Annotated in this window: 13 protein-coding genes; 5 read left to right on the top strand and 8 right to left on the bottom strand. The window is 63.0% G+C overall.

Annotation, left to right across the window (positions count from 1 at the left end; translation table 11 throughout):
- Positions 1-160: 160 nt before the first annotated feature.
- Both AB8B31_RS20465 and ppa read left to right on the top strand, forming a co-directional pair.
- Positions 161-667 carry a GNAT family N-acetyltransferase gene (locus AB8B31_RS20465; protein ID WP_018243937.1) on the top strand — a complete coding sequence of 169 codons (507 nt, stop codon included), beginning with the start codon at positions 161-163 and terminating at the stop codon, positions 665-667.
- 225 nt (positions 668-892) lie between these two features.
- Positions 893-1,426, top strand: a complete 534-nt coding sequence (gene ppa, locus AB8B31_RS20460; protein ID WP_011653868.1) for an inorganic diphosphatase — start codon at positions 893-895, stop codon at positions 1,424-1,426.
- A 4-nt stretch (positions 1,427-1,430) separates the two neighbouring features.
- On the opposite strand, the gene AB8B31_RS20455 is transcribed toward ppa, so the two are convergent.
- Positions 1,431-1,742 carry a DUF167 domain-containing protein gene (locus AB8B31_RS20455; RefSeq protein ID WP_439007500.1) on the bottom strand — a complete coding sequence of 104 codons (312 nt, stop codon included), beginning with the start codon at positions 1,740-1,742 and terminating at the stop codon, positions 1,431-1,433.
- The gene (locus AB8B31_RS20450) at positions 1,739-2,029 is read right to left on the bottom strand and encodes a YggT family protein (RefSeq protein ID WP_018448228.1); all 291 of its coding nucleotides are present in this window, start codon (positions 2,027-2,029) and stop codon (positions 1,739-1,741) included. Before AB8B31_RS20450 ends, AB8B31_RS20455 begins: the two co-directional genes overlap by 4 nt.
- 139 nt (positions 2,030-2,168) lie before the next feature.
- On the opposite strand from AB8B31_RS20450, the gene AB8B31_RS20445 reads away from it, so the two are divergent.
- Positions 2,169-3,404, top strand: a complete 1,236-nt coding sequence (locus tag AB8B31_RS20445) for an MFS transporter (RefSeq protein WP_018243934.1) — start codon at positions 2,169-2,171, stop codon at positions 3,402-3,404.
- Between the two features lie 10 nt (positions 3,405-3,414).
- On the opposite strand, the gene AB8B31_RS20440 is transcribed toward AB8B31_RS20445, so the two are convergent.
- The 6 genes from AB8B31_RS20440 to hemC form a co-directional block, all read right to left on the bottom strand.
- Positions 3,415-4,188 carry a glutamine amidotransferase gene (locus AB8B31_RS20440; RefSeq protein ID WP_032998501.1) on the bottom strand — a complete coding sequence of 258 codons (774 nt, stop codon included), beginning with the start codon at positions 4,186-4,188 and terminating at the stop codon, positions 3,415-3,417.
- Positions 4,157-4,642 carry a TerB family tellurite resistance protein gene (locus AB8B31_RS20435; protein ID WP_012759325.1) on the bottom strand — a complete coding sequence of 162 codons (486 nt, stop codon included), beginning with the start codon at positions 4,640-4,642 and terminating at the stop codon, positions 4,157-4,159. Before AB8B31_RS20435 ends, AB8B31_RS20440 begins: the two co-directional genes overlap by 32 nt.
- A 17-nt stretch (positions 4,643-4,659) precedes the next feature.
- On the bottom strand, positions 4,660-6,282 hold the full coding sequence (locus tag AB8B31_RS20430; RefSeq protein WP_028733540.1) for a heme biosynthesis protein HemY: 1,623 nt from the start codon (positions 6,280-6,282) through the stop codon (positions 4,660-4,662).
- 4 nt (positions 6,283-6,286) lie between these two features.
- Positions 6,287-7,558 (bottom strand): COG4223 family protein, encoded by a 1,272-nt coding sequence (locus AB8B31_RS20425; RefSeq protein WP_028733539.1) that lies wholly within the window; start codon positions 7,556-7,558, stop codon positions 6,287-6,289.
- 68 nt (positions 7,559-7,626) lie between these two features.
- Positions 7,627-8,334 carry a uroporphyrinogen-III synthase gene (locus AB8B31_RS20420; RefSeq protein ID WP_028733538.1) on the bottom strand — a complete coding sequence of 236 codons (708 nt, stop codon included), beginning with the start codon at positions 8,332-8,334 and terminating at the stop codon, positions 7,627-7,629.
- A 7-nt stretch (positions 8,335-8,341) separates the two neighbouring features.
- The gene (gene hemC / locus AB8B31_RS20415) at positions 8,342-9,271 is read right to left on the bottom strand and encodes a hydroxymethylbilane synthase (protein WP_439007498.1); all 930 of its coding nucleotides are present in this window, start codon (positions 9,269-9,271) and stop codon (positions 8,342-8,344) included.
- A gap of 72 nt (positions 9,272-9,343) precedes the next feature.
- On the opposite strand from hemC, the gene tsaD reads away from it, so the two are divergent.
- Both tsaD and AB8B31_RS20405 read left to right on the top strand, forming a co-directional pair.
- A complete protein-coding gene (gene tsaD, locus AB8B31_RS20410; protein ID WP_028733537.1) occupies positions 9,344-10,453 on the top strand; it encodes a tRNA (adenosine(37)-N6)-threonylcarbamoyltransferase complex transferase subunit TsaD in 1,110 nt (369 codons plus the stop codon).
- On the top strand, positions 10,450-11,433 hold the full coding sequence (locus tag AB8B31_RS20405; RefSeq protein WP_028733536.1) for an NAD(P)H-dependent glycerol-3-phosphate dehydrogenase: 984 nt from the start codon (positions 10,450-10,452) through the stop codon (positions 11,431-11,433). Before tsaD ends, AB8B31_RS20405 begins: the two co-directional genes overlap by 4 nt.
- The last annotated feature ends 3 nt before the right edge of the window (positions 11,434-11,436 follow it).

Below are 11,436 nucleotides of genomic sequence, written 5' to 3'. Positions count from 1 at the left end.
CCGGGGTTTTTTATTGTGCGCCGCGTCGATTCCATCTTGTGACAATCGTTAAAAAAGCGTTAACTTTTGATCGTCGTCCACATATCAAGTCTGTGGGCAATCGATCACAATGCCGCTGTGCATATGGTTAATTGCCCTCGGCGGGACCAGAGTAAACGTTATGAAGACGTTGTCGATCGATGTCCGGCGGGCCGAGCCGCAAGATGCCCGAGCCATATCGGAAACACACAGGCTTGCCTGGCAACACACCTATGCGGGCATCATTCCCCATCGCGCGCTGACGCAGATGATCGAGCGTCGCGGCGAAAGCTGGTGGCGCAAGGCAACGCGCGGCCCGGCAACGCTGCTGGTTCTCGATGTTGCCGGGACAGTCGCCGGCTACGCGACGCTCGGCCTCAACCGCGCCCGCGCCTTGCCGCAGGAAGGCGAGATTTACGAGCTTTATCTTCGGCCTGAGTATCAGGGCATCGGCCTCGGCAGGATGCTGTTCGGCGAGGCGCGCCGGCTCTTGAAGTCGCTCGGCTGCAACGGGCTGGTTGTCTGGTGCCTCGAGGAAAACGAGAACGCCAGCGACTTCTACCGCAATCATGGCGGCGTCGATTTCTGCGAAGGCATGGAAAGTTTCGACCACAGGCAATTGAAGAAGATCGGCTTCATCTGGAGCTGAGCGGCTGCGTCATTCCCTATATTAGGCAGCACTTCAAACGCTGCAGCGGCCTTTGCGCTTCTGAAAAGTGCGCGGCGCTGGAGTCAGCCTACGACTATCTCCTATTAGAAACTTTTGATGTGAATGTGCGCCGGTGCAGTTAAGCATTGACGCTGTGCCATGTTGCGTTGCCACATGAAACTGATTATCTGGCTGCCAGCAAATTCAACCTCGCGGGAGTTTCTTATGCGCATCGACGCCATTTCAATCGGCAACAATCCACCTGAGGACGTCAACGTTATCGTCGAGGTTCCGGTCGGCGGTCATCCCATCAAGTATGAGATGGACAAGGAAGCCGGCACGCTGGTGGTCGATCGTTTCCTCTATACGCCGATGACCTATCCGGGCAATTATGGTTTCGTGCCGCACACGCTGTCGGAAGATGGCGACCCGATCGACGTACTGATCGCCAGCACCCGCCCGCTGGTTCCAGGCTGCGTCATCAATGTGCGCCCGATCGGCGTCCTGAAGATGGAAGACAATTCCGGCAAGGACGAGAAGATCATTGCCGTGCCGTCGCCGAAGCTGACGCTGCGCTATGAGAAGGTAAAGGACTACACCGATCTTCCCGAGATCACGCTGAAGCAGATCGAGCACTTCTTCGAGCACTACAAGGATCTGGAGCCCGGCAAGTGGGTGAAGATCTTCGGCTGGGGTGACTCCAAGGAAGCCGGAGAACTCATCCTTGAAGCCGTCGAGCGCGCCAAGAAGAAAGGCTGATTGTTCAGCCTAAAAATATCTCGAGCTTTTTTACCAAATCCTCCGGGTCGCCCTCGATCCGGAGGATTTTTTTGCGCGCGGTCTCACCCGAGACGAGGCTGACGCTGGATTTGGGAATGCGCAGGGATTTTGCGATCAAAAGGATGAGTGCCTTGTTGGCCTTGCCTTTCTCGGGCACGGCAGTGACGCGTGCCTTCAGGAACGCTTCACCCTCGCCGTTGGCCTCGATGCCATCGATCGCGTCCCGCCCGCCATTCGGCGTCAGCCGGACGGCGAGGCGCAGATGGCCATCGAAAAGGCTCCAGGGACGGCTCAAGCGACCAGCGGGTACAGCGTGGTCCAAAGCAAGGTGCGCAGGAAGAAGATGATCAGCAGCAGGATGATCGGCGAAATGTCGATGCCGCCAAGGTTCGGCAGCAGGCGACGGATCGGCTTCAGCACCGGTTCGGTGACATTATAGAGGAATGTGCCGACCGAATTGACGAACTGATTGCTGGAATTGATAACATTGAAGGCATAGAGCCAGGAAAAAATCGCACTGGCAATCAGGATCCAGGTGTAAATATTCAAAGCCAAATCAATGGTTTGAAACAGCGCAAACATCGTCGTCTCCAATTCGTTGTTGACAGACATGTAGACATTGGCGACTAAACGAGCAAGTGCCGTGTGGAAACGCACGGTGAATCATGTTTAACGGGCGGCTTTGCCGCTATTCCGGCGCCCGTCTCCTCGGAAAACCTCCATGTCGTTTTCGCCCACCGGAGACCGTTTTGCCGCGTTCCGGCATTCGTCCTACACGCGGTTCTTCTTCGCGCGCTTCCTGCTTTCCTTCTCGCAGCAGATCGTCAGCGTCGCCGTCGGCTGGCAGATGTACGATCAGACGGGCAGCGCGATCTATCTCGGCTTGATCGGTCTCGTGCAGTTCCTGCCGTCGCTGCTGCTCATCCTCGTCACCGGTTCGGTGGCCGACCGGTACAATCGCCGGGCGATTGCCGCACTCTGCTCGTTGGTGAGCGCGCTCTGCACGCTGGCGCTGCTGGTTATGACTGTCATGGGGACATTCACGCCCTTGCCTGTTTTCGCGGTGCTTTTGATCTTCGGCATCGAGCGCGCCTTCATGTCCCCGGCGGTGCAGTCGCTGGCACCCAATCTCGTGCCGGAGGAGGCGCTCTCCAATGCCATCGCCTGGAATTCGTCGTCCTGGCAGCTCGCGGCAATCACCGGCCCGGTGCTCGGCGGTCTGCTCTACGGCGTCAGCGCAACGACCGCCTATACGGTGGCGGTGATCTTTTCCGTGCTTGGCGCCGCCCTTCTCTACATGATCCCGAAACCGGTGCAGAAGACGACCGGCGAGACCAAGAGCTGGGCGATGATCCTTGGCGGCTTCAGTTTCATCCGCGCCGAAAAGGTGGTGCTCGGCGCGATCTCGCTCGATCTCTTCGCTGTGCTGCTCGGCGGCGCGACGGCACTGATGCCGATTTTTGCACGCGATATCCTCACTCTCGGTCCCTGGGGTCTCGGACTGCTGCGCGCCGCACCCGGCCTTGGCGCCATCGTCATGGCGGTCTTGCTTGCCGCCTATCCGCTCAAACATCGCGCCGGCATCTACATGTTCATCGGCGTCGCCCTGTTCGGCGTCGGAACGATCATCTTCGGCGTCTCGACCAACACCGAAGTCTCGATCGCGGCGCTGGCGCTGATGGGGGCGGCCGACATGGTGTCGGTCTATGTCCGCGAGAGCCTGATTGCGCTCTGGACGCCGGATCAGCTGCGCGGCCGCGTCAATGCGGTCAACATGGTTTTCGTCGGCGCTTCGAACGAGCTTGGTGAATTCAGGGCGGGTACGATGGCGGCGATTTTCGGCGCGGTGCCGGCGGTCGTCATCGGCGGGATCGGAACGCTTGTCGTGGCGGCGATTTGGGCTTCGAGTTTCCCCAAGCTGCGCAGGATCGATACGCTGGACGCGCCCACTCCATAGTCGGAATCGACTATGCGCGGATGGCGATAGAGGACGTCGCCTTCGCCGTCTTTCCCTCGAACACGATGTCGAGAAATTCGGTCAACCAGGTTTTCAGCGGCGCGTCGAACAGCATGCGGCCTTCGAGATGTTCGCGGCCCTGCTGGGCATTCGGCAGGATGAAGCGATGGGCGCCATGCACGACCCAGCGATGCATCATCACCCGGGTCAGTTCGGCGTGGAACTGCAGGCCCCAGGCATTGCCGTCGTAGCGGAAGGCCTGGTTCGGATAGGCATCGCCTTCGGCCAGGAGGTCGGCGCCGCGCGGCAGCTCGAAGCCCTCGCGGTGGAAATGATAGACCATTCTCGGCCAGTGCATCAGCAGTCGGCCCTTCTCGGTTGGGTGCAGCGGATACCAGCCGATCTCCGTCGAGCCGTCAGCATTCGACTGTACCTTGCCGCCAAGATGATGCACGAGCATCTGCGCGCCGAGGCAGATGCCGAGGTAGGGGCGTCTTTCCCGCAGGGGAACGTCGATCCAGTCGATTTCCTTCTTGATGAAGTCATCGGGATCATTGGCGCTCATCGGCCCGCCGAAGACGACGGCGCCGGCATGGTCTTTAAGTGTTGTCGGAAGCGGCTGGCCCAGAACCGGGCGACGGATATCGAGGCGATAGCCCTTTTCGACCAGCAATTGGCCGACGCGGCCGGGGCTCGACCGCTCCTGATGCAGGACGATGAGGATCGGGCGCCCGTCGCGGTTCTGGTTTTGCTCAGTCGGTATCATCTTGCGCAACCTGGACATCCGTCACCCTGGCGGCGGCCTCCTGCCGCTTCTGGATGCGCTCGCGCGAGGAGACGCCGAGCAGATCGGCGATACGCCAGATCACATGGTCTTCCATCTCGCTGCGTTCGCCATCGGCATAGACGATGTCCCAGAGGACGCCGATCAGCTCGAGGCGTTGCTCGGTATTGAGATGACGTTTCAGGTCGGCGGTGAAGCGATAATAGTCGACGGCGGAGCTTTCGGCCTCAAGGCCGGCGGCTATCAGAGCATCGAGCTGCTTGCCGTCCAGTGCATACTGCTCCTTCAGGAGCTTGCGCAGCCGCTTCTTCTCGCTGGCTTTGATCTGACCGTCTGCCTCCATGACCTGCATGCAGAGCGCTGCCACTGCGATGCGGGGATCATCAGGGGCAAAACCTTTCTTCGGGTGGTCGGCGGTGAGATTCTGGAAGAATGCCTGAAAGCGTTCGAACATGCGGTTTTCGTTCCATTTCAGAAAAGGCGGAGCCGTGTCTTGGGTTCCGGTTCCACCCTGGGATCGCGAACGCCGGGATCATCCGGCAGTCCGCCAAAGAAAGGTTTTGCCTCGCTCGGCGCGGGCGCTTTATCGCCCGCGGCCGGGTCGGCGGGTTTCGGTTTTGCCAATGTCGGTGCCGGTGCCGGCGTGGGGCGCACAGCCTCGGCAATCGTCGCGGCGCGTTCCAGCTCAATGATGCGATGGTCGTTAACCGGGCTTTCCGGCCTGACGTCACGCAGCGGCGGCAATGTCTTCAAAGCCGTTTCGATCGAGGCCGGTGCCGAACCGTCTTCGAGCGGACCCTCGATCTGGCCGAAGGGCGCCTTCCATTCGAAGGCGTCGAGACGGCCGGTCACGGGCGATACCGGCAGCCATTTGTCGGACACGAAGCCGTCTGCCACCCAGGCCGGATCGCGCGGCGCCTTGAGCGCCTGGGCCAGCCAATGGCGTACGCGACCCTGGTCTCCGGTCTCGGCTTCTTCGATGTCGGCCAAGAGCAGGTAGGCGGCTTCACGCGGCTGCATGCGCGCCGCTGCTTCCGCCTTGGCGCGAGCCTTGGCGAATTCCTGCGCGTCGAGGGCTGCCTGGGCGACGACGAGAAGGGATTCGACGTTGTTCGGGCGCTGCCCTTCCAGCCGTTCGGCACGCTTCAGCCGGTCGAGCGTGGAATCGCCGCTGCGGGCCCGGACATAGGCTTGGCCGATCTCAGGATGCGGCGCCGATTTCCATGCCTGTTCGAGGATCGAGGCGGCCTTGCGCACGCCGCCTTCGCGGAACAGCGCCTTTGCGGCAATGAGAGCGGCCGGAATGAAATCGGCGGCAAGCTTCAGCGCCTGCAGGGCGTCGTCGCGGGCACCTGTCGGGTTGCTTTCCAGCTTCTCGGCGGCGCGCGCGGTCAGGAGGACGGCGTGCAAACGGTTGGCTTCGGCCTTTTCGACGACGCGGGCGGCCTTTTGCTGTTCGAGCAGGCGGATCGCATCATCCCAGCGGCCGGCCTGGCTGCGATATTCGAGGGTCGCCTGTGCGGCCCAGGGCAGATATGGCGCGTTGTCGGCAGCCTTTTCGGCATATTGGCGGGCCGCCTCGTTGGCCCCGAGACGGCGGGCTTCCAGATAGAGGCCGCGCAGGCCGAGTTCGCGCGTCTCTGGATCGTTGGCCATCGCCTCGAACTTGGCGCGCGCCTCATCATGGCGGCCTTCGATCAGGGCGGCCTGGGCCTCGAGCAGGTTGATCAGTGGTTCCTGATCGGCGCGGATGAGGCCACGCGAGCGGGCGGCCATCTTGCGGGCAAGCAACGCATTGCCGGCGCCGGCGGCGATGAGGCCGGTCGACAGTGCCTGATAACCGCGGTCCCGCTTGCGGGCGCGGAAATAACGCGTCACCGAATACGGTGAGGTCCAGATGAGACGGACGAACCACCAGGCGATCATCACGGCGGCGATGAGGGCGATGATCGCGCTGGCGGCGACGATCAGCCTCGTCTGGTAGATCTGGCCCTCCCAGATCAGCGAGAGGTCACCGGGACGATCGGCAAGCCAGGAGAAGCCATAGGCGAGAAGCAGCACGAAGAGGGCGAAGACGACAAGGCGGATCAGCATGGTCTCATCCTTCCTTGCCGGTGCCGGAAACCGCTTTCGACAGCGCCCCGCCGACCAGTTCCTCGACGCGGATGCGCGCTTCGAGCGATTGCTTGAAGGCGGTGGACGCCTGCTTGCCGAGGGCCGGCAGATTGTTCCATTCGGCGGATGCGCCGGGCAGGTCGCCGCTTTTCACCTTGTCCTCCATGCGGGCGGCGATGGCTTCGACGCTTTCGCCCTCGATATTGCCGACGGGACGGACGCTCACCAGCGATTTGGCGCTCGACATCAACCGGTCCGACCAGCTCTGGTTCGGATCCGGCTGGTTGACGGCTTCGACGATCGCGGTGGCGACATCGGGAACCTCGCCCACCAGCTCGGCGCGTGAGGGAATGCCGGTCTCGGCAAAGGCTCGGAGATCGGCGACGGCCGGATCGTCGGGTGCGACGCCGGCGAAGGTGTCGAGTTCGGCCAGGAAGGGGCCACCACGATCGATCGCCGCCTTCAGGGCGGCAGCGGCGATCGCCCGGGCAACGGCAACGTCCTCGCGCGGTTCGTTCAGCTTCTTTTCGGCCACTTCGAGGCGCTTGGCGATATCGGCGCCGTTCGTCGTCTGCTGCTCGGATGACTGGGCAAGCGTCGAGCGCAGCTGGTCGACCTGACCGGTCAGCTCCGCAATCTTCTGGTTGAGTGCCTCGACGTTAACAGAATCGGCCGGTGCGGCGACCGCGGGGGCCTTCGCAGCCGTTTCCAGCGCAGCGACGCGCTTCTCAAGCTCACCATTATCCGCACTCGCCGGATTGGCGGCAAGGTTGGCGACGGCCTGTTTCAGGCCGTCGATCTCGCCGGCAAGATCGGCCGTTTCCGGCGAGGTCGTCTGCGGCGCGGAGGAGCCCGGGAGGTAACCCGCATATTGGATGGCGCCGGCGCCAAGCAGCGCCACCAGGCCGCCGAAAATGCCGGCGGCAATGAAACCAGAGGTGCCGGCGCTCTTCGGCGCAGGCTGTTCGGGAGGAGGGGTGAAGGAAGGTTCTGGAGCTGCCGGTTCCTCCTCCGGCGCGTCCATCACAGGCTTCTCTTCATCTTCGGCATGCGACGCAGTCTCGGTTTCTGGCGGCAGGCCGACATCGGCGGCAGCGGTGCTGTCGGCGTCGGCGGTTTCATTGTCTACCGGTTTTTCGGTATCGGCTGCAGCGGCGAATTCCTGTGCATCGAGGTCGATCGTGACCGGCTCGTCGGCGCTCTTCGAATGGCGTGGCGGGTTTCCCGATACCATGAGGTCCTCTTTATTCTGCATTGCAACGAAACTAGACAGTGATGCCAGTTAAGGGAAGAGGTTAGATCAAATTTGGGCGGTTAGAGCCGTCAAAGCAGCGACAGAAGACTTTTCTCATCCGCCATCGGTGAAATCTCGACGTTTTTTTTCAGAGCCGTCGGGATGGCTTGCGCCACCGCCTCGCTCAGGCAGAGAAGGCGGATTCCGCTGTGTTCCGGCACGGCCGATTGCAGTTCCGGCGCGCGAAAAAAATCCTCGGCCGTCTGCCGGGAATAGAAGAGAATAGCCTGAGCGTGAGGGCCGGAGAAAATCGATTCGATCTCGGCCGGGCTGGGTACGACCGGTTGCATACGATAACATTCGGCGACGGAAAAATGGATGCCGAGCTCGTGCAACCTTCCTTCAAAAGTCTCGGCGCGCGGGGTGCCAGCAAGGTAGAGCAGCGTGCCCGGTTTCTCCGGCACGACGAGATCGGCGAGATCGCGGCCGTTGCCCTGGGATGAGGCGACCGATCGGAAGCCGAGGCTGCGCGCTTCTTCGGCCGTCGTTTCGCCCACCGCAAAAAGCGGGCGGGCAAGATGCGGGTGAAGTTGCTCCCCGAGCGCGGAGAGGACCCTGATGGCTTCGGCGCTGGTCACCGCAATTGCGCCGCTGGTGGTTGCAAGCGCGGCTAGGGCGGCGGCGCTGTCGTGCAGCGGCTGACGCAGCGGCAGCAGCAGCGGCTCGTGGCCCATATCGCGCAAACGTTGTGCGGTTCTCGTCGCCGAATGCGCGGGGCGGGTGACGAGCACACGCATGGCCGGTTCAGTGCCAGTCGTCGAAAAAGGCGCTGCCGGCCCTTGCACGCACGTCCTGGCCGGCGCGGGTCCCGAGTGCTGCCGCATCGCGGCGGTGGCCATCGGTCGTCACCGCATGCTGGCTGCGACCGTCGGGGGTGATGATGAGGCCGGAGAACCGGATCAGGTCGCCTTCGCAGACGGCATAACCGCCGATCGGCGTGCGGCAGGAGCCGTCGAGTGCGGCGAGGAAGGCGCGTTCGCAGGAGACGGTGTCGAAGGTCGGGCCATCGTTGACCGGCGCCAGCAGATCGTCGACCCTGGCATCGCCGATGCGGCTTTCGATGCAGATCGCCCCCTGCGCCGGCGCTGGCGGGAAGGTGTCGGGATCAAGGATATCGGTCAGCACGTCGACCTTGCCGAGGCGTTTCAGGCCGGCAAGCGCCAGCAGGGTCGCATCCACCTCGCCCGCTTCGAGCTTGCGCAGGCGGGTTTCGACGAGGCCGCGGAAGGTGATGATGTTGATGTCGGGCCGCATGCGGCGGATCAGCGCCTGGCGGCGCAGCGATGAGGAACCGACGGTGGCGCCATGCGGCAGGTCGATCAGTTTGCGCGCGGTGCGGCCGATGACGGCGTCGCGGATATCTTCACGCGGCAGATAGGCGGAGAGATAAAGTCCCTCGGGCAGCTTCGTCGCCATGTCCTTGGCGGAATGCACGGCGAAATCGAGCTCGCCGGCGGTAAGCTTCTGTTCAAGCTCCTCGGTGAACAGGCCCTTGCCGCCGATCTCGGCCAGCGACCGGTCGGTGATGCGGTCGCCCTTGGTCGTCAGCACGACGATCTCGAACATTTCCTCGGGCAGATGATGCGCCGCCATCAGCCTGTCGCGAGCCTCATGCGCCTGGGCAAGCGCCAGCGGGCTGCCTCGCGTGCCGATCCGGAAAGGTTTTGTTTGCATCCGCTCTATTCCGTTGTTACCGGAGTTCTCGTAAACGGGTTTCCATCCCATCGCAATCAACGAACAGGCTTCATGGTTCCCTTTCTACGCATCCTTGGCATCGAAACGAGCTGCGACGAGACCGCCGCCGCGGTCGTCGAGCGCGATGCTGAGGGGCATTCCAACGTGCTGTCGGATGTCGTGCTTTCCCAGCTCGACGAGCATAGCGCCTATGGCGGCGTGGTGCCAGAGATTGCCGCACGCGCCCATGTCGAGGCGCTGGACGAGCTGATCGAGGAGGCGCTGAAGCGCGCCAATGTGTCGCTCAACGATGTCGACGCCATCGCCGCCACGTCGGGGCCGGGGCTGATCGGCGGGTTGCTCGTGGGGTTGATGACCGGCAAGGCGATCGCCAGAGCCGCCGGCAAGCCGCTCTATGCGGTCAACCATCTCGAAGGCCATGCGCTGACGGCGCGGCTGACGGACGGGCTGTCCTTTCCCTATCTGATGCTGCTCGTCTCCGGCGGCCATACCCAGCTCATCCTGGTGCGCGGCGTCGGACGGTATGAGCGCTGGGGCACGACGATCGACGATGCGCTCGGGGAAGCCTTCGACAAGACGGCAAAGTTGCTCGGCCTGCCCTATCCCGGCGGACCGGCGGTGGAGCGGATGGCGCGGGACGGCAATCCCGATCGGTTCGATTTTCCTCGGCCGCTGGTCGGCGAGACGAGGCTCGATTTCTCCTTCTCCGGCCTGAAGACAGCGGTGCGGCAGGCGGCGCAGGATATCGCGCCGCTCAGCGATCAGGACGTGGCGGATATCTGCGCCTCGTTCCAGAAGGCGGTTTCGCGGACGCTGAAGGACCGTATCGGCCGCGGCCTGCAGCGGTTCAAGACGGAATTTCCGACGACATTCTCTGCTACTGGCGAAAAGCCGGCGCTGGTCGTTGCCGGCGGTGTCGCCGCCAATCTCGAACTGCGCGGCACGCTGCAGGCGCTGTGCGACAAGAACGGCTTCCGCTTCGTCGCGCCGCCGCTGCACCTCTGCACCGACAATGCCGTGATGATCGCCTGGGCGGGACTGGAACGGATGGCGAGCGGTGCCGCACCGGATACGCTCGACGTGCAGCCGCGTTCGCGCTGGCCGCTCGATTCCAATGCGGAAACGCTGATCGGCTTCGGAAAACGAGGGGCCAAGGCATGAGCGAAAACATCGCCGTCGTCGGATCGGGGGCTTTCGGCACGGCGCTTGCCGCCGTGATCGCGCTTGCGGGACGAAGTGCCGTGACGCTCGTCGGGCGTGATCCGTCACTGATTGCCGATCTGAAAGCCGAACGGCTGCATGATGCGGTGCTGCCCGGCATTCTTCTGCCCGACACGCTGGAATTTTCCGCCGAGGCGGATGCGGTCGTCGGCGCTTCCATCGTGCTTTTTGCGATGCCGTCGCAGGCGCAGGCCGATGCGGCGCGGCAATATGGACCTTATCTTTCCAAGGATGCTGTCGTCGTTACCTGTGCCAAGGGTATCGAACGGACGACGGGCAATCTACTGACCGACATGTTGGAGCGGGAACTGCCGGACCATCCGATCGCCGTGCTCTCCGGTCCGGGGTTTGCCGCCGATATTGCCAAGGGCTTGCCGACGGCGATGGCGATCGCGGCAGCCGACATGGAGACCGCGGAGCGGCTCGCTCAGGCCATATCAGGCCGAACCTTTCGGCTCTACGCCTCCAACGACCGGATCGGCGTGCAGCTTGGCGGCGCGCTGAAGAATGTGCTGGCGATCGCCTGCGGCATCGTCGAGGGCTGTGGTATCGGCGATTCCGCGCGTGCGGCGCTGATTGCGCGCGGGCTTGCGGAAATGTCGCGTTTCGTCGTCGCCAAGGGCGGGCAGGCGGATACGGTACGCGGGCTTTCCGGCCTCGGCGATCTGGTGCTGACAGCGACAAGTCATCAATCGCGAAACCTGCGCTTCGGCATAGCGCTCGGGCGCGGCGACAAGACCGATCCCCTGCATGGTGCGCTGGTGGAAGGTGCGTTTGCCGCCTCCGTCGCCTCGCGGCTTGCGGCGGAATTGAAGGTCAGCATGCCGATTACCGATGCCGTTTCAGCCATCATCGACGGCAGGCTCGATATATCAGAGGCGATAGAGCAGCTGATGACGCGTCCGATCACCACCGAATAGGAG

It is taken from the genome of Rhizobium sp. 62_C5_N11_2, assembly GCF_051811185.1.
Taxonomy (GTDB): domain Bacteria; phylum Pseudomonadota; class Alphaproteobacteria; order Rhizobiales; family Rhizobiaceae; genus Rhizobium; species Rhizobium leguminosarum.
The sequence above is the reverse complement of the archived record's forward strand: the minus strand, read 5'-3'. Positions and strand labels throughout refer to the sequence as shown.